The 22,597-nt window shown below is 54.2% G+C and carries 21 protein-coding genes; 8 read left to right on the forward strand and 13 right to left on the reverse strand.

Going from position 1 to position 22,597, the window contains the following annotated elements:
- The first annotated feature begins 190 nt into the window (after nucleotides 1–190).
- On the forward strand, nucleotides 191–1,462 hold the full coding sequence (locus tag DTL42_RS20900; RefSeq protein ID WP_158545503.1) for an OmpP1/FadL family transporter: 1,272 nt from the start codon (nucleotides 191–193) through the stop codon (nucleotides 1,460–1,462).
- A 73-nt stretch (nucleotides 1,463–1,535) separates the two neighbouring features.
- On the opposite strand, the gene DTL42_RS20905 is transcribed toward DTL42_RS20900, so the two are convergent.
- Both DTL42_RS20905 and DTL42_RS20915 read right to left on the reverse strand, forming a co-directional pair.
- Nucleotides 1,536–3,206: a protocadherin gene (locus tag DTL42_RS20905; protein WP_147274385.1), complete on the reverse strand. Its 1,671-nt coding sequence runs from the start codon at nucleotides 3,204–3,206 to the stop codon at nucleotides 1,536–1,538.
- 57 nt (nucleotides 3,207–3,263) lie between these two features.
- Nucleotides 3,264–4,175 carry a YybH family protein gene (locus DTL42_RS20915; protein WP_234824293.1) on the reverse strand — a complete coding sequence of 304 codons (912 nt, stop codon included), beginning with the start codon at nucleotides 4,173–4,175 and terminating at the stop codon, nucleotides 3,264–3,266.
- Between the two features lie 528 nt (nucleotides 4,176–4,703).
- Here DTL42_RS20915 and DTL42_RS20920 point away from each other — a divergent pair.
- Nucleotides 4,704–4,868, forward strand: coding sequence for a hypothetical protein (locus DTL42_RS20920; protein WP_199590190.1), 165 nt, complete (start codon nucleotides 4,704–4,706; stop codon nucleotides 4,866–4,868).
- A gap of 90 nt (nucleotides 4,869–4,958) precedes the next feature.
- Here the strand turns inward: DTL42_RS20920 and DTL42_RS20925 are convergent, their stop codons facing one another.
- Nucleotides 4,959–5,657 carry a hypothetical protein gene (locus DTL42_RS20925; protein ID WP_114371838.1) on the reverse strand — a complete coding sequence of 233 codons (699 nt, stop codon included), beginning with the start codon at nucleotides 5,655–5,657 and terminating at the stop codon, nucleotides 4,959–4,961.
- A 171-nt stretch (nucleotides 5,658–5,828) separates the two neighbouring features.
- Between DTL42_RS20925 and DTL42_RS20930 the strand changes: the two genes are divergently transcribed.
- Nucleotides 5,829–6,650: an amidohydrolase family protein gene (locus tag DTL42_RS20930; RefSeq protein ID WP_114371840.1), complete on the forward strand. Its 822-nt coding sequence runs from the start codon at nucleotides 5,829–5,831 to the stop codon at nucleotides 6,648–6,650.
- Nucleotides 6,651–6,676: 26 nt separating this feature from the next.
- Here DTL42_RS20930 and DTL42_RS20935 read toward each other — a convergent pair whose 3' ends face one another.
- Genes DTL42_RS20935 through DTL42_RS20945 form a run of 3 tightly spaced genes read right to left on the reverse strand, consistent with a single transcriptional unit; the run spans nucleotide 6,677 to nucleotide 8,753 of the window.
- Nucleotides 6,677–7,384, reverse strand: coding sequence for a phytanoyl-CoA dioxygenase family protein (locus DTL42_RS20935; protein WP_158545504.1), 708 nt, complete (start codon nucleotides 7,382–7,384; stop codon nucleotides 6,677–6,679).
- Between the two features lie 5 nt (nucleotides 7,385–7,389).
- On the reverse strand, nucleotides 7,390–7,752 hold the full coding sequence (locus DTL42_RS20940; RefSeq protein WP_114371844.1) for a low molecular weight protein tyrosine phosphatase family protein: 363 nt from the start codon (nucleotides 7,750–7,752) through the stop codon (nucleotides 7,390–7,392).
- Nucleotides 7,753–7,781: 29 nt separating this feature from the next.
- The gene (locus DTL42_RS20945) at nucleotides 7,782–8,753 is read right to left on the reverse strand and encodes a YHYH protein (RefSeq protein ID WP_234824294.1); all 972 of its coding nucleotides are present in this window, start codon (nucleotides 8,751–8,753) and stop codon (nucleotides 7,782–7,784) included.
- Nucleotides 8,754–8,921: 168 nt separating this feature from the next.
- On the opposite strand from DTL42_RS20945, the gene DTL42_RS20950 reads away from it, so the two are divergent.
- The gene (locus DTL42_RS20950; protein ID WP_114372878.1) at nucleotides 8,922–9,788 is read left to right on the forward strand and encodes an alpha/beta hydrolase; all 867 of its coding nucleotides are present in this window, start codon (nucleotides 8,922–8,924) and stop codon (nucleotides 9,786–9,788) included.
- A gap of 87 nt (nucleotides 9,789–9,875) precedes the next feature.
- Here the strand turns inward: DTL42_RS20950 and DTL42_RS20955 are convergent, their stop codons facing one another.
- The 3 genes from DTL42_RS20955 to DTL42_RS20965 form a co-directional block, all read right to left on the reverse strand.
- Nucleotides 9,876–10,706 (reverse strand): alpha/beta hydrolase, encoded by an 831-nt coding sequence (locus tag DTL42_RS20955; protein WP_114371846.1) that lies wholly within the window; start codon nucleotides 10,704–10,706, stop codon nucleotides 9,876–9,878.
- A 101-nt stretch (nucleotides 10,707–10,807) separates the two neighbouring features.
- Nucleotides 10,808–11,671: a KPN_02809 family neutral zinc metallopeptidase gene (ypfJ, locus tag DTL42_RS20960; protein ID WP_114371848.1), complete on the reverse strand. Its 864-nt coding sequence runs from the start codon at nucleotides 11,669–11,671 to the stop codon at nucleotides 10,808–10,810.
- Nucleotides 11,672–11,825: 154 nt separating this feature from the next.
- The gene (locus DTL42_RS20965) at nucleotides 11,826–13,019 is read right to left on the reverse strand and encodes a substrate-binding domain-containing protein (protein WP_114371850.1); all 1,194 of its coding nucleotides are present in this window, start codon (nucleotides 13,017–13,019) and stop codon (nucleotides 11,826–11,828) included.
- A gap of 265 nt (nucleotides 13,020–13,284) precedes the next feature.
- On the opposite strand from DTL42_RS20965, the gene DTL42_RS20970 reads away from it, so the two are divergent.
- The 4 genes from DTL42_RS20970 (at nucleotide 13,285) to DTL42_RS20985 (ending at nucleotide 19,446) form a co-directional block, all read left to right on the forward strand.
- Nucleotides 13,285–14,775 carry a sialate O-acetylesterase gene (locus tag DTL42_RS20970; protein ID WP_114371852.1) on the forward strand — a complete coding sequence of 497 codons (1,491 nt, stop codon included), beginning with the start codon at nucleotides 13,285–13,287 and terminating at the stop codon, nucleotides 14,773–14,775.
- 157 nt (nucleotides 14,776–14,932) lie between these two features.
- Nucleotides 14,933–16,444: a sulfatase family protein gene (locus tag DTL42_RS20975; RefSeq protein ID WP_114371855.1), complete on the forward strand. Its 1,512-nt coding sequence runs from the start codon at nucleotides 14,933–14,935 to the stop codon at nucleotides 16,442–16,444.
- A complete protein-coding gene (locus DTL42_RS20980) occupies nucleotides 16,441–17,901 on the forward strand; it encodes a sulfatase family protein (RefSeq protein WP_114371857.1) in 1,461 nt (486 codons plus the stop codon). The genes DTL42_RS20975 and DTL42_RS20980 overlap by 4 nt, the downstream gene beginning before the upstream one ends.
- 45 nt (nucleotides 17,902–17,946) lie before the next feature.
- Nucleotides 17,947–19,446, forward strand: a complete 1,500-nt coding sequence (locus DTL42_RS20985; RefSeq protein WP_114372879.1) for a sulfatase-like hydrolase/transferase — start codon at nucleotides 17,947–17,949, stop codon at nucleotides 19,444–19,446.
- A gap of 8 nt (nucleotides 19,447–19,454) precedes the next feature.
- Here the strand turns inward: DTL42_RS20985 and DTL42_RS20990 are convergent, their stop codons facing one another.
- The 4 genes from DTL42_RS20990 to DTL42_RS21005 all read right to left on the reverse strand — a co-directional run bounded on the left by DTL42_RS20990 (nucleotide 19,455) and on the right by DTL42_RS21005 (nucleotide 22,566).
- Nucleotides 19,455–20,636, reverse strand: a complete 1,182-nt coding sequence (locus DTL42_RS20990; protein WP_234824295.1) for a Gfo/Idh/MocA family protein — start codon at nucleotides 20,634–20,636, stop codon at nucleotides 19,455–19,457.
- Between the two features lie 109 nt (nucleotides 20,637–20,745).
- Entirely contained in the window at nucleotides 20,746–20,934 is a 189-nt protein-coding gene (locus DTL42_RS20995) for a hypothetical protein (RefSeq protein WP_147274386.1), read from the reverse strand.
- Between the two features lie 158 nt (nucleotides 20,935–21,092).
- Nucleotides 21,093–21,557: a carboxypeptidase regulatory-like domain-containing protein gene (locus DTL42_RS21000; RefSeq protein WP_114371861.1), complete on the reverse strand. Its 465-nt coding sequence runs from the start codon at nucleotides 21,555–21,557 to the stop codon at nucleotides 21,093–21,095.
- A gap of 4 nt (nucleotides 21,558–21,561) precedes the next feature.
- Nucleotides 21,562–22,566: a DUF1559 domain-containing protein gene (locus tag DTL42_RS21005; RefSeq protein ID WP_147274387.1), complete on the reverse strand. Its 1,005-nt coding sequence runs from the start codon at nucleotides 22,564–22,566 to the stop codon at nucleotides 21,562–21,564.
- Nucleotides 22,567–22,597 lie beyond the last annotated feature (31 nt).

Genomic DNA, 22,597 nt, shown 5'->3' on the forward strand with positions numbered 1-22,597 from the left:
TCGGCAGACTGCTATCACCAAATTGCCTACCAAATCCTTACGACACGGCGCAGCTATCACTCCGTACTGGTCGCAATCACGGGAAATTATTGCTGTCAAAAAGATGTAATTCCGATTAGTCATAACGGGGGTGCGACGAAACGGTCACCAGTATTAGGTTGGCCACTTCTATTTTTAAGGCATGGATGTGATGAAAAACACTTTTGGGCTTCTCCTTGCCACTGCGGCAATCGCTTTTGCTGCGACGGAAGCTTATGGGCAGTCGTTTGGAGTGGAACTTCAAAACACCATTATGCCAGCATCCGGCGGTATGGGTGGGACCAGCATCGCGCGCCCGCAAGACTTGACCAGTGCTATCAATGGCAACCCTGCCTCGCTAACTCAGTTCCAAGGTACGCAATTTCTGTTTGGTGGTGGCTGGGTCGAACCGACCATTACCATGGACCAGCAAGGCAATATTCCTGCGATTGGCACACCACTGGTCAGCCCTTTCTCAGGCAAGTCAACGGCCCCCGGCACACCGCTAGGTAACATTGGCGTAACGCAAGATTTCCGCGAACTAGGCTTGCCGGTGACGCTTGGGATTGGGTTTGTCACGACCGCTGGTGGTTTTGTCGACTACCGTAATTTCCCTGAAAGCAACGGCACCAATACGGAGATCACCATCTTCAACTTGCCGATCATGCTTGGTGTTGACGTAACCGACAAGCTCTCGATCGGGGCTGGCATGTCGCTTGGCATTGCGTTCTTTGATGGTCCTTTTGTCGGGGCAAGCGGCATGACAGCCGACTACGCTCTACGGGGAACCATCGGTGCGAACTACCAGCTGAACGCCTGCAATACTCTTGGCATGTACTATCAAACTGAGCAATCGTTTCAGTTCGACAACGGTGTGCTGATTAACCCAGGCCTAAACCAAACGGCCTACGACGTACGGATGGATCTGCCCCAAAACTTCGGCTTTGGCGTAGCGAATACGGCGCTGATGGGTGGCGATCTACTTCTGGCTGCCGACGTGACGTACAAGATGTGGGACGAAGCTGCGATGTACAGTGCCGTGTACGACAACCAATGGGTCGTGCAGCTAGGTGCTCAGTATTCGCTGGGTAAGTACCGCCTACGTGCTGGGTATACCTGGGCAGAAAACCCCATCGACAACTCCCCAGGCGGAACCGTCGGTGGTGTCCCGCTGGCCGATCTACGTTCGGTTCGTTACACGCAAGGGCTGCTCGCAGTGACGAGTCAGCATCGCATTTCGGCTGGTATCGGCGTGGTCGATGTGCTACCAGGCATTGACTTCGACCTCATGGCCGGTGGCATGCTCAAAGATACCCAGCAATTGGGCAACTTTACTACCACATCGATTCAAAGCTATTGGCTAGGGGCCGGTATCACCTGGCGATTTGGCCGCGGGGCGTGCTGCCAACGCATCCCTGCTCCTGACAGCTGGAGCACTTACTAACAAGCCCTGTCAAGAAAAACAAACGGGTGCCATGCAACGTTGACGAGGACATGGCACCCGGTTTTCTCAAAGATTAGCTACTGGCAGAAGAATCGTCAGAAGAGGATTTCTGATCTTTGAGTCGCACCAGCAACCATTGCTCGGTTTTATCTGCCCCAAAGTGAATCAGCACCGGGGCCTCATCCTTGGTCAGATTGTAAAGTCCCGTCTCGACCACATCGTTCTTATTGTCGCCCACGGTAAAGGCAACACGCTGCGTCTTTTTGTCGACCGAACCTTGAATCACTTGGGTATCGCCTGATTGGTTGTCCGTGTAATTGCCTCGGACGATACCTTGCTTGTTGATTGCCAACTGAATGGTGACATTCGACTTGGTTTCATCTGTCTTGGTCAAGGCAAACACGCCCAGCGGCATCCAATCGCCATCGCTCGGAGCGTTCGCTTCAGCACCTTGGGTAGCCAACTGGCTGGCCTGATCGTAGTACTGTTGCGATGTGCCGACATCTTGGCCATTCACGTACACGCTGTTGTCAACGTAGGTAACGTTATTGCCGTAGTCGTAGTAAATCGGTGTCGCCGGATAGTACGCCATCCAAGCTCCGACGGAATTCCAACTAGCCCATTGCCAAGCGGTTCCAGCGGCCCAACCAGCACAGAACCAAGCCCCTGGATGGTTGGTATACCAGCCACCATGATACATGCCCCAATTGTTGAAGTTCGAGCGAACCGCAACTGCAGAGTGATAACGTCCTGAAGGAGAAACCCGCACGAAACCGGCTGCGGCGCCTCGCGGCCCCACGGCTGCACCACCAGCGGCAAATCCTCCGTTAGGGCCTCGCACGGCTCGACCGGCTGCGGCCCCGTTCGGGCCAACCACGGCTCCTCGGCCAGCGGCACCTCCATCGGGACCACGCACGCCGGAACCGGCAAACGCATTTCCGCCAGGTCCGCGTCCAGCCGCTTGCGCTGCACCACCGCCATCGGCACCTTGAACACCGCGTGCCCCGAACGTGCCTCCATTGGCGCCTTCGCCGCCGCCACGATAAAACGTATTGCCGCCAGGTCCGGTAATGCTGCTGCCAGCGGCTTCACCTCCACGAGGCCCGGTATACGAACCGTGATTAACGTCGACGTTGTTACTCAGGTTGTGCATTCCCCCATCGGAAGGGAGCCCGAGAAAGCCGCTCAACTGGTTTCGTGTCGGGGCATTACCAGAGAAGCGGTCGCCGAAACTATCTTGCGATAGATTGCCGAGTCCTCCCCCAAGATTGCCACGCATATTGTTCAGCCCGGCATCTCCGCCAAGATTCCCACGTAGGTTGTTGAGTCCAGATCCACCGGCGCCGCCCAGATTGCCACGCAGCGAATCGAGGCCACCGCCACCATTACCGCCCAGGCCGCCAGGGCCCAAGCCTCGTCCACCGAAGCCGTTCCCTCCCAGGCCTGCTCCACCTAAGCCACCACCCCCGCCGAGGCCGCCTCCGCCCAAGCCAGGTCCGCCGTGAAAATCACCACCACCAAGGCCACCTAGTCCGCCTCCACCAAGTGCCGGACCACCGCCATGGAAGCCGCCACCAAAACCACCGCCCCCCAGGGCAGGACCACCTCCATGGAAGCCGCCTCCACCACCAAAGCCGCCCCCATGAAAGCCCCCTCCGCCGAAGCCGCGGCCCCAACTAGGTGACGTAGGAAGAAGCATCGTAAAGCAGAGCGTGATAGACGCGAAGGTAATAAAGCGTTTCATAGGAATCGTTCTCGCTGAGATATTTTGAATTGGTTGAATGAACAACAGGACGTGCGATTACTTCTGACGTTTGACAACCACTTCATCCGAATCAGGCAGGGCGACATCGCCTGCGGTTCGATCGACCGACTGCCAAGAGTAAGCGTTGTCGTCCAAACGAGTCATCACGTTGATCGAAGTGGTGATGGTACCGTCGCCAGTCATCCCGCGCATGTTGGCCCGCCAGCCAGAATCGATCGGCACCCACAAGCCAACCGCATGCCCGCCATCTGGACTAAAGTTCCAAGACTGGACCGATTTGGTCACAGGGTTCCAGCCAATCAACTGCACGCCGGAGGTCTTGGTGCCGTCGTGCATGGTCGTGGTGTAGGTTCTTTCGACGAAGCTTTTGTCTGCCACCCAGCGGCAAACCGACTCCATCTTCGCGCCTCGCTCTTCAGCCACCCAGGTACCAATCAGCCATTCAAGGTCAGCAAGACCTTCGTAATTCGACGGCTTGGCGACAAACCTATCGCGGACCGAAGCCATCAGCCACTTGCCGTCGACTTTACTGTGAACCACGGTGTAAAGCGTATACCCTGGGACACCAGAGGAAGGTTCAACCTCTGCGCGTCCCTCTTCAATGGCAATGCTGTCGCCGACCAAGCGGAGCGAATCGATCGTCAAGTTGATGCTCGCACCTTTGTGCTCGGCGAAGAACTTGGCGTACTCCTTTTCGATTGCTTCACGTCCACTAAATACCTGACCGGCATCGTCGACGTATTCTCCTTGCTGCGTCCATAACGCAGCCACAGCTTTCGCGTCTGCTTCATTAAAAGCTTTGACGAACGCTTCGGAGCCAGACCGAATCTCGGCCAGGGTATCTGCAGGCTTGTTGGCATCGTCAGCCAGGGCCGCATTGGCCGAGGTGATTGCCATCGATACGCAAGACAGCAGTAGAAGGCGAGTGAGCTTGGGCCAAACTCTCATGATGGGTGTCCTTAGTAGACTCTGCATTGAATTATGGAAGTCGATGTTGGTCAGCAGGCGAGCGCCGACACTTTCGAGCAAACGAGTTCGAGTAGTCGTCAACGTGCGTGACAACGCGTTCAACTCTACCCCTAAATCAGGTTTCCGGCTTATTAAGTTTTCTCGATTTGTAATCCACCCCTGGCGGCACCGTCACAACCGGCACTAGAGCTTTAATTCGAATTTGCTCGGCTCGCTCCGCCTGGCGAAAATGCTGTCCATGTTGCCGAAACACAACATCCATCGCCGCCTAGTGATCCATCCGCCAGCGACCTCCATTCTTTATTTTCCGCGCACTACGCCGCCTATTGCAAATTATTTCTTGCTAAACCCGTAGATAAAACCTCGCTCGGCGAGCGTTTCTCAAAATGCAAGAATTGGAGCCAATTTTTGTAACGATCCGATACCATGAGCTAACAGCCTGTTGATTTTCTGCTTCGGTAGCGAGTTATCGAGATTGGCGTTAGCGCGTCGTTCATCAAAGAACTAATGCGCCGCAGTGTGCAGTTCCATCTAGAACACAACGGCAGCGAAACCGTCTCGCGGGAAGACGTCGAAAACGCGCTCGATGAAATGCTATTCCACGGGGGCAAGCTGAACCTCAAGCTATTGGGAGCCACCAGCCGGATTGGCTATCAGACAGTTGAATCGTAATTCATTTCCCAAGAGATTGACCTCATCGCACCCTAGCGACGTGTTTCTTCTGTAGCGAGCGTTTCTCAGAAAGAAACTGGTGCCGTGAGGTCATTGATGTGCTAATGCTGTTTTTTGTGATCGCGTCGGCAGCAAAGCCACCAACAGTCCGCTTCCGGCACCGGCCACCAATAAGCTTCCTCCGACAGCAAGTAAGAGCCAAGGGTTCTCACCAGAAAGAGCTGATTTGCCGCTTAGATCTGTGGCCAGCATTGGCCCAGCGAAGAGCAGGGCAACGATCACCAGCATCAGCCAACCACTCTGCACTAAGCCCAGACACATTCCCTTTTTTTCGCGTTGCCCCAACGGGACTTCTCGCAAGAGGAGTTCGATTCTTCCGCAGTGCAGCGTCACGACGAGCGAAATCAGCGCGGCCCCCAAGATGCTTCCTCCATCCACCCCAACCACTGGATATGGCCGGAAGGCCATTTCGTCCGCGATCAGGTTGTATTGAATCAGGCCATTTAACAGGGTCATCGCAAACGCAGATCCCACCGCTGCCGCAAGAAGACGCAGCGGCAAGTTGCCAGTCGTCATACACGCGGCAGAAACTGCCATAAGAAAGCAAGCCAACATCCAACCGAGTTGAACATGAGGAAACACTTCAGGCAATTGCGGAGCCAGCAAGCTAATCGCCAAAAACACAACCGCCCAAAAGATGCTCGCCGCAAGTCGCCACGGATGATCCGAGACCTGCGGGGCAGGCTTGGAATTTGATTTCCCTTCGTCACTCAACAAATCGGCGATCATGGTAATCGGCCCCCCAAGTCATCCACAGAAAAGACAAGAATAGTGTAGCAAGGATTACCGCCGGTATGGTATTTGAAAGAGACTTGATTATCGAACAATCAAATCACAACAAATGGAATGAAATTTGCACCGCGATAGGACAAATTTTGATTAGCAACTGAGGAGTTCAGGATGATTATCGACTGCCACACCCATTTGAATAACTATCACGAAGAGCGCGTTGTTTCGATCAAAGAGTGTCTCGACAAGTTACAAGCCGAAATGCACGATAACAGCGTCGACTATGCGATGGTGCTCAGTTCGTACAAGATCACCGAGCATCGCCCGGCAACCCGAGACGTAGTAGCCGCCACACGTGACCTAGACAACATCTTCGTCGTCGCTGGCATCAGCTATTTGCATTACAAAGAGCGAGACCTTCGCGAAATCGCCGACTTTCTGGCCGATGGTCTGGTAAAAGGGCTCAAGCTTTATCCCGGTTACGAACCCTTCTATCCGCACGACAACCGCCTCCGCGTGATCTACGATCTGGCGATGGAATTCGACGTGCCGGTGATGATCCATAGCGGCGATACCTACAGCCCGACCGGTAAGGTTCGCTTCTCGCACCCACTGCACATCGACGACGTTGCCGTCGACAACCCTGATTTGAAGCTAGTGATTTGCCATGTCGGCAATCCCTGGATTCGAGATTGCATGGAAGTCGTCTACAAAAACGAAAACGCCCACGCCGATATCAGCGGGCTCGTGCTAGGAGATTTCGAAGATCGGTTCGAAAAATTCATGCTGCAAGAGATTCGCGAAATGATCTTGTACGCAGGCGAACCACGCTACCTGCTTTACGGCACCGACTGGCCGATTTGCGGAATGAAGAGCTACCTGAAATTCATCCGTGGCCTGGGACTGCCAGATAAAAGCTTGGAACTCATCCTTTGGAAGAACGCGGCTCGCTTGTTCAAAATTGATGTCGGCGAGCAACCTTCGGCTTCTTAGTTACCCCATGGCAATCGCAGACTTCATCAAGTTGCCCTCAACGGTAAGAAGTCATTCCACTCGATGCCATCCGGCAGTTGCTTCGTGGCGGCAAATTCAAGATGCACGATCCGGCGATGTGCGGTCGTGCCTTCTTTTGACATACTGCTCGAATGCGAGAGTAGGGGGCGCATGGCCAGTACGTCACCTGCGGAGGCTTGCAATACTAGCGGGGGTTCTTCTTTCGCTATGTCCAACCGGTGAGAGCCGGGGATCACGGCTAAAGGGCCATTCTCAGCGGTCATTGCATCGAGATGAATCCGGAGCGTCAGCATGTTTGCCAGCAACTCGTCGGGCGCTTCCAAATGGGCAATCCCTGCCTTGCGAGTCGGGCTCTTGAAAGAAGTGGTCGGCAGCGTGTTGTCTCTTACGGCGATCGTCCGATCGCGATGCCAAGGAAGCGACCACGAGCGATCTGGAGGCTTATCGAAGAAGAGGCCACGCACCAAACCGACATCGTTTCCGAGAGCTGCTTCTAGAAGGTCACCCAGTACCGGCTTTTGAGCAAGTTCCAACAACCATGTACTGGTGGCAAGTAAATTGCGTGACCCATAAATCCGATCGCGGCTTTTCAGCACTGCAGGCCCAGAATAAGCTGCGAAGTCTTCGAATAGTCGCTGCGTAATTCGCTCGACCTCTTCCGATGTGAAGACGCCAGGCAACATCGCATAGCCCTGTCGGGCAAGGTCTTCCATTGTGTTCATTCGGCGGACATGGCTTGATCTTCTTCAATTTGGTACAAATAAGATTCTACCCGTTCCCGCAGAAGTTCGACCAGTCGGGGATCCATGTAGGGATACTCGTCTGGAATATCAAGTACGTAAACGGATCGACCTGGTAGAGAACGGCGATGCAAAGTGCGCAGCCTCGCAAGATGCTCGTGTTCCATCACGAAGATAATCTCTGCCCATTCCAAGTCCTTAACGGCCAGGCGTCGTGCCGCTTTGGAACTAAGCCCGCGTGAACGTACCGCGAACCGAGGATCGTCGCAGTAAATCCGCTCTGCCGTAGGGCTACGCCAAAGATTACGCGTACAGATAAAGAGAACATTTCGGCAAGGCAAAGGAATCGCTCCTGATTTGTATTACAGAATTATCGCCGGGGTGGAGGGCCAAAGCCGCGCGGAGGCATTCGGCGGTCACGTCTGCCGCCAGCTTGAGGACCACGCTCGAAATCGCGCGACGGTGTTCCTCGAAACCCACGTGGCACTACCGGCCAATGGTTCGTTAAGTAATAGGCATACGTTCCTTGCGGAAACTCTGGCGTCACAGCCAGGCGTCCGTTGCATTCGTCCAGATCGCCCGATCCGGCTACGTACTCGTAGTCTGCTAGAAACGTTCCGTCATACGTGCCACCAGGGCTGTCCTTGCCACTGGGGCGTTTTCCTTTTTTGAGCCGATAAGACGACTTGAGTTCGACAACTTCGCTCTCAAGATTGTTCGCTGTTTGATAGCCATACAACGCATAAATCGGAAATCCATCGGCCGCCCAGCCCACAATCGGCGAATGCTTTCCTGGCTGAACGTGCAAGCTTTTCAACAAGTCAGTCGGTAAGCCGTGATAATGGTAGGCTCCCGTCGGCTGAACATGGGCATGGTTTGCATCAATTCCTAATGGCACCGCCCCTGATAGGGCTTCGTACTGCCAGCCGCCGCGTGGATTGCCTTGGTACCACTCGGCTGCCCCAGGATCAAACGGAACCCCATTGATCCCAATTCCGAAGTCCTGCATTCGCAGGGGAGTAATGTGCTCGGCCATTTGCGGCTGAGCAGGCACATGAAAGACATATTGCTGCGCGGCAATTGGGTTAGGATTGCCCCGATTAGGAAAGGCACCGGTAGGGTGTGCAGGAATGCCGTTGGCTCGAATGATTCGCTGATCACCCACGACCTCAATTGTCACACGATTATCCCCCGGTGTCTTTTGATTCGCCGGAATCAAACGCAGTGCTTGAGCTTGGTTCACCACATGCTGACGGAAATGTGGTGCAAACTGAGCCAAGATTGGCGCCGCCGCTAATACCACCGACAACAGCCCGATGACCACGAAATGAAACTTCTGCACGATAAAGGCTCCGACTAACAACAATCTACGGGTTTATCAGTACACGATGTATTAAACCACCTGTCAACGGTGAAGTTTCGCCTAACTGGCTAGAAATATTAGTCGAGGCACTTTATGATCGGCCTGATCCATGAAACGATTTGCCACATTTTCCACGAGTCTCTTGTCATGCCCGCCTCGATCGTGATGCGTTTACTTTTGTTTTTGCTGCTCGTCTGTTTGTTATCCTCGGCCAATGCCGCCGAACCGCGCGTCACAAAAGATATCGAGTTCGCCAACGTCGATGGACACAGCTTGAAGCTCGATTTGTATCAACCAGATAGCACCGGTGGCCCGCTGGTTGTTTGGATTCATGGAGGTGGTTGGAAAGGAGGCAGCAAAACCTCGTGCCCACTTAAATGGCTAACCGATCACGGCTACAACGTGGCCAGCATTTCGTATCGCTTTACGGACAAAGCGACGTTCCCGGCTCAGATTCACGATTGCAAAGCAGCCATCCGCTGGCTGCGTGCTCATCAAGAGAAGTACGGCTACTCGACCGATAAGATCGCCGTAGCAGGCTCAAGCGCCGGTGGCCAACTGGCGGCGTTACTAGGAACCAGTGGTGACGTGAAAGAGCTAGAAGGCACCGTAGGCGGGAATCTCGATCAGTCGTCACGCGTTGATTGCGTGATCGATTACTTCGGAGCGACCGATTTTATCTTACGCTCGAAGACGCAACCCCACGTTGCCAACCAAGAAGGAACAAGCGTCTATAAGCTGCTGGGGGGCGGGGCCGATCAACAGGTTGAACTGGCCAAACAAGCCTCGGCTGTTAACTTCGTTTCCTCAGACGATCCACCGTTTTTGGTTTTTCACGGCGACCAAGACAAGACCGTCCTGCTTGACCAATCGGAACGCATCCAAGAAGTTTATGACGAAGCTGGTCTCCCGCTGGAATTAATCATTCTGGAAGGGGCAGGGCACGGCGGCAAGGCTTTTTACGCCTCGAAATACCGCCAAGCAGTCGAAGCTTTCCTCAAGAAACACTTGTAATCAGGGTACGATCTATCTCGCGATGAAAGATTGCTTACCTGAAGACACCAGAACAACCATCCTCCGACCACAATCCGTTGTCCCCGTCTACTTCCCAGACGCGTGCTTTTTCACAAATGGTTTCATCAGCAAAGCTGCTGGCTGAACCATGTTTCCATGGTCAAATCCTTCCAACTCACGCAGTGTGCAATCAGGATGGCCAGCCTCTTGGAACATTCGCCACAGATAGGCGTTCTCTTCGTACCGACCGATCATTTCCATTTCGCGATCACCGGTCGTTAGCAAGATGGGCGGGGCATCTTTGCGCACGTGATTGAGCGGGGCAAGGTCATCGACCACAACTTTTAAACTGTCGATTCCACGTTCTTTTCGTACGGTGAAATGGGTGATCGTGTGACCGCTATGCGGAATCGCTCCGGCGATCTGATCGGCGTCGATCTGGTGGGCGGCCAGCCAGCGTTTGTCGAGCGTAACCATGCTGGTCAAGTATCCACCAGCCGAGTGACCGCTGACAAATATCTTGTTGGGATCGCCACCATACGATTCGATATTCGCAAACGTCCACGCTACGGCAGCTGCAGCGTCTTCGATATAGACTGGCGCGTTCACGTGCGGATGATGCCTATAGTTGGCGGAAACGACCGCGTAGCCTTGGTCTTTCAGATAAGCGGGAATCGCCTTGTCCCCTCCGGTTAAACCACCCCCATGAAACCACACGACCGTGGCAAACCCTTTCTCGCTGGGATAGTGAACGTCGAGACGGCACTGTTTTTTCGCGTAGTCGTCTAGGCCTTCCTCACTGCGATAAAGAATATCCTTCTCAAGTTTAGAGCCAGATTTCTTTTCCTGGGCGAACGCAAACGAAGGAGCGATCGCCAGGGCAAACAGCAACACTAAACCGAGGGTCTTCTTCAACATGAGGGGCACACTAGCAGGAAAGGGAGGGTAGAGCAGGGGACGCAGGACGCATGATTACGATTGTAATCGACGCGTCCCGGTGAATCGACACGGGTCGTTACCTACAACTGATTGTAAGGAATGCTGAAGGTATCACCTTGTTCCATATCGCCCGTCTTCAGCCCGCGAAAGAACCACTTCGCCCGCTGCTTCGAGGTGCCGTGGGTGAATGATTCTGGTACGACGTACCCACGTGATCTTTTCTGCAGACGATCGTCCCCAATTGCTGTCGCGGCGTTCAAAGCCTCCTCGACGTCTCCTTCTTCCAGAATGCCCCAGTTCCGTTCAGCATGATGGGCCCAAACCCCCGCATAAAAGTCGGCCTGCAATTCCAGCCGCACCGATAACTCATTCGCTTCTTCTTCACTCACGCGCTGCTGGCGATTGTGAACGGCCTCGCTTTGTCCCAACAAGTTCTGCACGTGATGCCCGACCTCGTGAGCGATAACATAAGCCTGGGCAAAGTCACCACCGGCACCCAGCCCTCGCTCCATTTCGTCGAAAAAGCTGAGATCGATATAAACGCGTTGATCCAAGGGGCAGTAGAAAGGCCCTGTGGCCGCCTGCTGGAAACCACACGCCGATTGCACCTGGTCGCGGAACATGACCAACTTCGGATCGCGGTACTGCTTGCCCAACTGCTGAAATTGCTGAGTCCAAACATCCTCGGTATCTGCGAGAACAACCGACACAAACTGGGCCCGCTCGTCATCTTGCTGATCGACCTGAGCAGGGGCTCCGCCACCACCCGCTTGTTGCTGTTGATTCACGAGGGCTCGCAGCAGCGCCCTGGGATCGCCCCCCATCAAAATGACGATTACGACCAGAACGATCCCAATCAAACCACCGCCCCCCATCATGACAGGGCCACGAGCCGATCGACGATCTTCAATATTGTCACTTCCCCGACGCCCTCGCCAACGCATGCGATGTCTCCTTCGCCCTTAGTAGTCGAACCTGGCAAAAACGATCATTATCGTCTGGGAAACCTCTTCGAAGCGAGAAGAGACTCCCTTTTTAGAAGCATGAGTCGATCATCGCAGTGCAATTCTCGGGCCAAGATAGGATGCCGGGCTAAGCTTACCGGCCTCCGTTTGCCAACCGCTGTTGCTTCCGATACTGACTCGGCGTGACGTTTAGCTCGTCGCGGAGCAATTTATTGAGATAGGAATAGTGACTATACCCCACCATGGCTGCAATTCGCTGGGTGGAAAGATTGGTCGTCTCTAGCAGGTGCTTTACCCGTTCCAAACGGACCTCTCGAATCACTTCTCCCATCGAACGACCGGTTTGTTTCTTGAATTCAATTTCCAGCGTTCGAATCGGAATTCGTACGGCGGTGGCGACATCCTTCAGCCGGATTCCTTCGCAGGCATGTTTGTAAATGTAGTCCTGGGCGCGATCGATATCGGTCACCGCGGCTCGCTTCCAACCAACCGTTGAACGACGGGCCATCACCGTTTGGGCAGGAATTTCAAAGACCGTTTCTTTCGGAGGTTGCCCTAAAATCATCGCATGCAAGAGCGAGGCACAGCGATAGCCAATTTCTATGGCTGGCGTTTGCAAGCTCGATAACGGTGGATCCGACATCCTGGCTTGTTCGGTATCGCCCACCCCCAACACGCCGACTTCATCCGGGATCGACAAGTTCAGCTCATGAGCGCACTGCAACACCAACTGACCAATCCGATCGTTTAAAGCTACCACAGCCAATGGCTTAGGCGACTTCTCCAGCAGCTTTTTGACCTTCTCTAAGGTCTCTTGGGTGGGGGCGTCTGCGTTATCGATCGAGTCGAGTGGAATCTCTTTTAAGGCCAACGCTTTAAGCTGAATCCCTTCCTTGGCCAGTTCGGTTGCCAGCCCATCGCGTCGGCGTTTCGATCCGTCCGACTTCTGATAGCCGACGTATGCAACATGCTCGAAACCAGCTTCGGTCAAATGCTTGGCAGCCAGGTAACCAACCGAATGGACATCGGTATAAACCGAAACGAGGCCAGAGTCGATCAAGTCTCCCCCGGCGATTACCACCGGAACCCGGCCACGCTTAAGCCAAGAGAGAATACCCGGATTACGCCCCGCCGAAACAATCGCCCCGTCCACCTTACCGGCCCACGGAGGATTGCCCACCAGGTTCGGATCGTTGCTGGAATAACGAAAGTCGCGGACCTGAATCGAAGGATACTCCTCGATGTAGTTCAGCAACCCTTGCAGAACACGGCGGGAATAGTCCGTCCACGACGCGGCGTGAATACCAATGGTGATCTTGTCGGTCATCAGCTTCCCTGGCAAAGGTGCAAGTCAACGGCGTGCGCGATATTTCATGGTTTTCTGCGCGAAGTTTTATGTGTATTTCTCTATTTTTGCAATAGTCGGCCCCACAAATTACGAACCTAATAACGCATTTTGCAGCCTCACTAGCCGATTCACAAGCCGCAAAGCCCAGTTTGCGTACTGGATTTCACTTGGGTAAAAATAGCATATATTCGAAAACCATGCCCAACTTGCCACCCCGCCCGTTCTTGTTAGGAATATCTCCCGAATGTTTCGTTTTTTTCTTCCCCTCGCTTTGCTTTGCCTAGCACTTCCGGCCAATTCGCCAGCCTTGGGACAAGACCTAGAACTGGCTTCTCCCTTTGGCGACCACATGGTTCTTCAACGGGAATTGCCGCTGAACGTCTGGGGGTGGAGCAAGCCCCACACACACGTTGAGGTGGTCCTCGCCGATCAAACAGCCACCACGCAATCCGACGACCAGGGACGTTGGCAACTTCAACTTAAGCCCATGCCTGCTGGCGGCCCATTTACAATGACCACCACCAGCGAAGGTCAGTCGATTGCGCTGGAAGATGTGCTTGTCGGGGAAGTTTGGATCTGCTCAGGCCAATCGAACATGCAGATGGGGTACGGCGGTATTCCCGAGATCAAGGATCTGGCCCAAAAAGCCAAGAGTCTTCCCATCCGCTGCTTGAGCGTGCGTCAGGATGTTGCTTTCGAGCCGCAAGCGAAGTGCCATGCTCGCTGGATTGTCGGTCCTGGCTCGAGCGCGGTCGCCACGACATTTGCCTACGATCTGCAACAAGCCCTCGATGTGCCGGTCGCGGTGATCGAGACTTCATGGGGAAGTTCGTCCATCGAAGGCTGGATGCCACGCAGCATGGCCCCAGAGATGCCTCACTTCGCCCAGCAGCTTAAACAACTCGACACCCAAGATCACGATCGAGTCGCCAAGTTAATCCAAGATCGCGACGCTGGTAAGAAGTGGATCTTGGAAGACAACATCTACCTGCGAACACGCCCCAATCTTCTTTACAACGCCATGCTTTACCCGCTGGCCCCATATACGGTACGCGGCATGGTGTGGTACCAAGGCGAAGCGAATGCTGGTTCGCTGTCTTCAATGAAACAGTACGGCGAGACATTACCGGCTTGGACTAAGCACTTGCGATCGCTCTGGACGGAAGACCTCCAAGTACTGGCCGTGATGCTGCCCCGTTATGGCCACATTGCTGGTTCTTCTCCCACCAAAGAGGTCGCCTCGCCGACAGGCCATAGCTGGGCTTGGTTCCGTGAATCTCAGGCCAAACTCTTGACGCTTCCTAACACGGGCATTGCCAACACCATCGACCTGGGTGACGTGAAAGATATTCACCCCAAAGACAAACGCCCAATCGGTAAACGGCTAGCCTTGATTGCCGAGAACTTACTTAACCCAGGCTCGGTCGAAGCATCTGGCCCAACTTTCGCCGAACTGAAATTAGAGGGTAGTGCGGCCGTAGTTAAGCTGAGCCATGCCGAAGGCCTGCAAACGAACGATGGCAAGTCGCCGACAGGCTTCTGGATCGCTGGAAAAGATCGCCAGTGGAAGCCAGCCGAGGCGGAAATTGCCGGGGAGAGCATCCGGCTAACCCACCCGGAAGTCCCCCAACCGACCGCAGTTCGCTACGCATTTGCCGCCTTTCCAGAAGTGAACTTGGTAAACGCTCAGCAGTTGCCTGCGGTTCCATTCCGCACGGATGACGACCAACCCTAGGGACATCTCTTAGGTCAGCGAGGCAATCGCTTCTCGATTTCTGGCGATTTCGTAAAAAGCAGGCAAAATCGCCCCTTATTTTGCATGAAACACCTCCTCCTAACCCTCTAAACTAGTAAGAACTTCGCTCGCTCGACTCCTTCCTCACGGCTTGCCTATGACTCGCACGATCGCCCTGGCTGTACTTGCCTGCCTGACGCTGTTTTCACATCCGCTTGAAGCGGGTGAGAAAGAACGCCCCAACATTTTGATTCTGTATGCCGACGATCTCGGCTATGGCGATCTTTCGTGTTACAACCCAAAAGGCAAAATCCCCACGCCCAATCTCGATCGCCTGGCGGCTGAAGGAATGCGTTTCACCGATGGGCATTCGTCCTCTGGGATTTGTACGCCCAGCCGTTACGCCCTCCTGACCGGAAGGCACCATTGGCGCGACTTTCATGGCATCGTCGGAGCTATGGGGCCCTCGGTGTTTCAGCCGGAACGGCTTACGATGCCAGAAATGCTGCAAGCAAAAGGGTACACCACGGCATGCATCGGCAAGTGGCATTTAGGCTGGGACTGGGAAGCCATTCGTACCAAGAAAGGGATCGGTCCCGATTGCTTTGATTGGTCGCAACCGATTCCAGATGGCCCCTTGGCGCACGGATTCGACCATTACTTCGGCGACACGGTAATTAACTTTCCGCCGTACGCTTGGATCGAAGACAATCAGATGGCGCAAATCCCCGATACGCTGAAAGACGAAAAGACCTGGAAGAAAATCAAAGAAGGGAACTGGGAATGTCGCCCTGGCCCCATGGTTACCGGTTGGGATCCTTACGCCGTATTGCCAACCCTGACCGAAAAGGGCGTGGCCTATTTAGAGTCACGCAAAAACCAGGACGAACCGTTCTTTTTGTATTTTGCGTTTCCTTGCCCCCACGCCCCCATCATCCCGAACGATGCCTTCGACGGTAAAAGCGGGGCCGGGCCGTTCGGCGATTTTGTCGTCGAGACCGACGCGATGGTGGGCAAACTGTTAGACGCCCTCGAAAAATCGGGCCAGGCCGACAACACCATCGTGGTCTTCACGGCAGATAACGGACCGGAACATTACGCCTACGCCCGAGACGAAAAGTTTGGGCATTGGTCGGCGGAACCTTTCCGGGGCCTTAAGCGTGATATCTACGAAGGAGGACACCACGTCCCCTTCATCATCCGCTGGCCTGGCATCACACAAGCAGGCCAAGTTAGCGATGTTTTGGTCTCGCAAATCGACTTGATGGCGACCTTCGCTGACCAACTAGGCTATCAACTTCCCGACGATGCCGCCGAAGATTCTCACAGCATGCTTTCCTATCTGAAAGGGGAAGCCGACCAGGTTCGTCAGACGCATGTGCATAACACGTTCGCCAACGAATACGCAATCCGCGACGGCGACTGGCTCCTCGTCGACGCGAAAACCGGGTATCGCTCGCGTGGTTTCAAGCCATGGGAAGCCCGCCATGATTATCCTGGCGACGACAATCAGGCCGTTGAACTTTACAATCTGGCAAACGACATTGGCCAACGAAAAAACCTAGCCACCGAGCATCCCCAGAAAGTGCAGCAGCTACAAGATTTGCTGGCAAAGCTCCAAAAACAAGGGCACTCGGCCCCCCGTTTAGAAAAGCAAAACAGACCATGAGACATCGCCTCATCCTTGTCGTGGCGTTGCTGAGTTCCCTCTCGGTAGGTTCGCTTTCGGCAGACGACCTACCCAATATCGTCTACGTGCTCTGCGACGATCTCGGCTACGGTGACGTTCAATGCTTGAATCCAGAACACGGAAAAATCAAAACGCCGTGTGCGGACCGGTTGGCGGCGGTAGGGATGATCTTCACCGACGCGCATTCCGGTTCTTCCGTTTGTACACCAACCCGGTATGGTCTGCTCACGGGGCGTTACAGTTGGCGTACCAAGTTGCAGCGGGGCGTGGTGACGGGCTTCGCCCCTTGCCTAATCGCAGAGAGTCGCCCTACGGTAGCAAGCTTCTTACGCGAGCACGGCTATCAAACGGCAATCATCGGCAAGTGGCACTTAAACTTTCAATATTGCGATCCTCAAACAGGCAAGCCCTATCACGCAAAGCAGTTCAAGTCTCCGCCCGTTGGCAGCAAGATTCCCGATGGCCCAGTCGCGCGAGGGTTCGATTACTTTCACGGTTTCCATCATGCCCGTGACATGCAGACGGTCATTGAAAATGATCGTGTGATTGCTCACGATCCTCCGATCAATATGCTTCCGCGTCTAACCACGAAATCGGTCGAATATATCGATGCCCACGCTCAGGATGCCAAGCCATTCTTTTTATACGTCGCCCTCGGCTCGCCGCACACACCGATTTTGCCCACTGCAGATTGGCAAGGCAAAAGCGGGCTCGGGGACTATGCCGACTTTGTCATGCAAACCGATAACACGCTGGGCGAAATCTCTCAGGCCTTGGCCCGGAACGGATTAACCGACAACACGCTCGTAATATTCACCAGCGATAACGGCTGCAGCAAAGCAGCCGACATTGCGCAATTGGCCGAGCAAGGGCATCTGGTCTCTGGCAACTTACGTGGTTCGAAAGCCGACATTTGGGAAGGTGGACACCGTGTGCCGTTTATCGTCCGTTGGCCAAAAAAAGTTCCGCCAGGGTCCACTAGCAACCAGTTGATCTGCCATGTCGATCTGTTTGCGACCGTCGCTGAAATCGTTGCTCATCCGATCGCCGCCGGAAGTGGCGAAGATAGCGTTAGCTTTTTGCCTGTTCTGTCAGGTGAACCGATCAATTCAACCCGTGCTGGCGTGATTCATCATTCGATCAGTGGTCATTTTGCGTATCGCCAGGGGCCTTGGAAACTTGCGTTGGCCCGGGCTTCCGGTGGCTGGACTTCCCCCACGGAAAAAGAAGTAGACAACAATGCCCCCAAAGCCCAGCTTTACCACATGGTCGAAGACGTGGGCGAAACCTCGAATCGCTTTCTCACCGAACCTGACATTGCAGCACGACTTTTGGCGCAACTGCGTGAAGACATTCGTCGCGGCAGAAGCACAGCCGGACCAACCTCTTCAAACGATACCTCGAAGATCATCCTCTGGAAAAGCGGACAGAAATAGCTTCCTTTTGACATGCCGCTTTTCCCTTCTCTGCAAGGATTAATCATGCTTCCCCGAACATTGATTTGCGTGCCTATCCTATGCATATTGCTGGGCTGCTACCCGCAGACCGTTTCCGCTGAAGAGGAGAAACGTCCCAATATTTTATTTATCATTGCCGACGATCAATCTCCCTTTGATTTCCGGTTTTATAATCCCAAGTCCCAACTCGACACACCGGTAATCGATCAACTGGCAGCCGAAGGCATGGTGTTTGATGCTGCGTACCATATGGGGTCGTGGTCAGGGGCTGTCTGCACGCCATCGCGGCACATGGTAATGTCAGGTCGCAGCGTGTGGCACATTCCTCGTAAAGGGAAACCGCGCGAAGCCACTTCAAACTTGGTACCGCCAAGACTGGCCAACAACACGATGGCGGCCGTCTTTAATCGAGCAGGTTACGACACGATGCGAACCTGCAAAACCGGCAACAGTTATGCCGCTGCCAACAAACAATTCACCGTCGTGCGAGAAGCCCTGAAACGAGGTGGCACCGCCGAGACCGGCAGTGCTTGGCATGGCCAGCAAGTACTCGATTATTTGAACGAACGTGAGAAAGCAAACGATACCGACCCGTTTTTGATTTACTTTGGCTTCTCGCATCCACACGATACCCGAGATGGCACACCTGAGTTATTAGCAAAGTATGGGGCGACTAATCACACCGATAAAAATAGACTGCCGCCAGCAAATCCTCAGCAACCCAGCTTGCCTCACAATTGGCTTCCCCAACATCCTTTCGAAAACAGCCATTTAAAAGTCCGCGATGAAGTGAACGTGAGTGGGGTTTGGCAAAACCGAGACGAACAAACCATCCGCAACGAACTAGGCCGAGACTTCGCGTGCAGCGAGAATATTGATATTCAAGTTGGTCGGGTGCTGAAAAAGCTGGAGACGATGGGAGAACTCGAGAACACTTACATCTTCTACACCGCCGACCACGGAATGGCGATCGGACGGCATGGGCTACAAGGGAAACAAAACCTGTACGAACACACTTGGCGTGTTCCCTTGATCGTTAAAGGGCCCGGTATCGCCCCAGGCTCGCGAGCCCCAGGCAATGTGTATCTGATGGACGTACTGGCCACAATGTGCGATTTGACTGGCGTGCAAGCCCCCGAGACCAACGAAGGTCTAAGCTTCAAACCAGTACTAGAAGGCAAGCAAGCGACCGTGCGAGACGTTTTATACGGCGTATATTGTGGGGGCGAAAAACCAGGCATGCGTGCCGTTCGCCAAGGTGATTGGAAGCTTATCAAATACGATGTTCCTAGCGCTGGGATTCACGAGACACAGCTATTCAACTTGGCCGAAAATCCGCTGGAATTCCTGCCAGAGCATCACGAGCAAGACGTGATTACCGTGACGGGGTATTCCCCCAAGCCCAACGAAACAAATCTGGCAGATCAGCCACAATACATCGACAAACGTCGAGAACTAGAAACACTGCTTCAACAAGAGATGAATCGGCTCGACGATCCTTATTCGTTGTGGGATCAGGATTAATTATTTCGCTATAGCTTCGTCAACGCATTCCCACGTTCAGCTAGTGGAAACTTGATTGCCTGGCTGTTCTGTCGATGCGACTCGAACACGCCACACACCATTTCCACAGTCGTCACTCCGGCTTGAATATCACAGAGTGGCGGCCGATCTTCATCGACGGCGGCCATCAAGTCTTCAATCGCCAAGACATGATTATGCACCTTGCGGATCACTTCTGGTTGGTTCTCCGGTTTGCCAACCCCAGCCGAGGTGATCGGCAGCCACTTTCTCGGCGGTAAAGCAGGATCAAACGGGTTGCCTGGCGTAAAATGAGCCACCGGGTCGCGGTCGATGTGCCAGGTTACGATCCCTTTGCTCCCGATCAATTGCAAACAATAACCATTTCCAGCCGTCCCATCGTTGGCGATGGAATCGTAGTAAGCAATCGTGCCATCTTCCATCACGTAACGGGCATGTAGCTCGTTGGCAGCCAACGGGCCGAGCCCTTCCGCACCGGGCTTAACATCGGCAGAAGTGACTCGCTTGCCCTCTTGCAGCATCACCGCCGAGCAGGTTTTCGGCGGGCCGGCAAAGTACGTGAAGAGATTAACGATGTGTGTTCCTAAGACCCACAGGTCCTCGCCGCCACCACGCCGATCTCCTTTCCCTTTGCCACGAATTTCTAACACTTGGCCCATCTCGCCCGAGGCGATCAACTGATCGATTTGGGCCAGGGCAGGGTGATAGCGGTTGCGATGGGCAACGGCAACCTTCGTCCCATGCTGGCTGGCCGCAGCAAGCAACGAATCGGCCTCCCCAGGCGTGCGGACAAACGGTTTCTCGCAGTAAATCCCTTTCACGCCAGACTCTATCGCAGCCAAGACCATGTCATGATGCTGATCGGCATACCGTGGGGCTACGGTAACAAACTCTGGCTTGGTCTGTTCGAGCATCTCCTGGTAGTCGTCAAAGCCCTGAGTTGTTTTCAGCTTCGCCATCTCGGCGATTAAGCCAGCCGGGTTCGCATCCGCAACGCCAACAATCTCGACCTCTGGCACCTGCTGCCAAACGGTATCTAAGCCATGTCCGTAATTTCCCCGGCCGGTATGCCCAATCACAGCAACGCGGCGTTTCGTTTCTGCCGCGAAAGAGAGATGGGGTGTCAACAATACCGCCGACGAAGCGGCCAAGAAGGTGCGACGTTTCAGCATGGTGGGATTCAACTTGAAAGGAGCGAGGAAGGAAGGCCGTTCACTCTACCACGTCCCCAAGTCTCACGCCACTTTCTACGCGTTCCCAACGCGTGGTCGCCATCGCTGGTCACATATCGCCGCGATTCTTTCCGTTTTCGTCGTAGCGAACGAACGCAAAATAGAGAAACATGACCACAAAAGCCGGAGCCATGAACAGAAAGAAGGGGGTCACAAATATTACGGCTCCCAAAAGAGCAGTCATAAAGATGGTCCACAACCACCACGTATCTCGCCACAGACCGAAAATTGGTCCCATCGCCAACCTCTCAACTGGTTCCTTCATGCACGCCGAAAATCCGCCCGGCACACATGTTGCCTGATCAAGAACGACTTTCAGTTTTCCAGTTTCGGAAATTGTTCTTCGTTGCGAAAGGAGGGAAGAGCCCTCTTCTTCCTGCCCAGAAGTGGCATGTCCTAAGAGGTCTCAAGGAGGTCAAAAAGCTGGAAAGTAAAGGAGTTATCCTTTCCTTCAGCCACAACAGCCTCTAAGTCAGAGGTCTCGCAATCGGCATATTTCGCAGGCAAAAGCGGGGAAGATTCCGTCGTTGGTGGCAAGGCAGGGTGATCGCTGGGGCTGGTGACGGCATGATCGACTTTCTTAATCGCTACCCGGTAATGACCAGCCGGCGCGCCGTCGCCAGGCTCGTAGGTGGATAGCTGAAATCTTCCCGCTTTGTCGGTCTTAGCATAGGCGGTAAGATTGAGTTGCTCGGAGCTGAACAACACCGTTGCCCCTGCCAGCGGTTTTCCGTTGAGGGTAACAATTCCACCCGCTTCGACGGTTACGGAACGCCCTGGAACCTTGGTGGAAGATTCCGAATTGCAACCAATCACGCAGGCCAATCCCAACACAATGGGCATCAGGCCATAACGATTCATCTTGCTAGGCTCCTGGAGTTTGTTCGCTGCCACTCTTGCTTCCCATCGATCCCCAAACTCCATAGGGACTTGGACCAGAGGTAACAGCCTGTGCGCCTTGATTGCCGCAGTCGATCGCTTCAGTGATAAAGCGGACCGATCCGTCGGCAAAAACACACATCGCCCCATCGGGGTGTTCGCTCGATGCGGTATAGTAGCCATCTTGGGCTTCATGGCTTGCATAAGCACATTGCGGGCTATTAGGTGGCAAGCAGGTGTTCATGGCCGAGAACGCCGAGCCACCATCGGACCAGCGACCACCCGGGGCAGGATTCGATTTGGCGTAACCACTAAAAGAGTCAAACGTCACCGCACACTCGGCTGGCGTTTCGGGATCACTTCCATATCCCACATTGCGTTTGTCCCGTTTACTGCTCGGAAATGCCCGCTCAGCCAATGCAATCGTGAGGCTGGCTCCGTCGGTGATGCTATCGAAGGTCGCATGATTCACCAGGCCAAAGATGCCCCGTGGTTCCAGCGATTCGGTATCGGGCGAATCCCCCGCGCAAAAAGCGTAGTTCGTATCGCCGATCCCCTCTTGCAAGTAGTGATCTGGGCTGGAAGGACAACGCAAGATATTGAAATGATGCTTCCAAGGCTGGTAATTACTTTCCCAAGGGGTTTTCGTTTGCCCTGATAGTTGCAACTCTTCCACCACTCCTCCTTGCTCGAGCAACGGCAACAACGCCACGAGCCCACTCAATCGCTGAAACGGAGCAATCGGGCCGCCGTTGAATTGATGCTGGCCTGGGCCACCTTCTCGATACGGCAAAGCGGAAAAGATGTCGTGATAGTTGTGTAGCGCCACACCAATCTCTTTCAGATTATTGGTGCATTGCATCCTCCGTGAAATCTCGCGAGCTTGCTGGACCGAGGGTAGCAACAAAGCCACGATCAGGCCGATGGTAGCCACCAAGATCAATAGTTCAACCAGGGAAAATCCACTTCGTGTGGCTCTGGAAGCGTACAATTTGAGGTCTCCGAGGGAGAATTTCGTAAGG

The sequence above is a fragment of the Bremerella cremea genome (assembly GCF_003335505.1).
GTDB classification, from domain to species: domain Bacteria; phylum Planctomycetota; class Planctomycetia; order Pirellulales; family Pirellulaceae; genus Bremerella; species Bremerella cremea_A.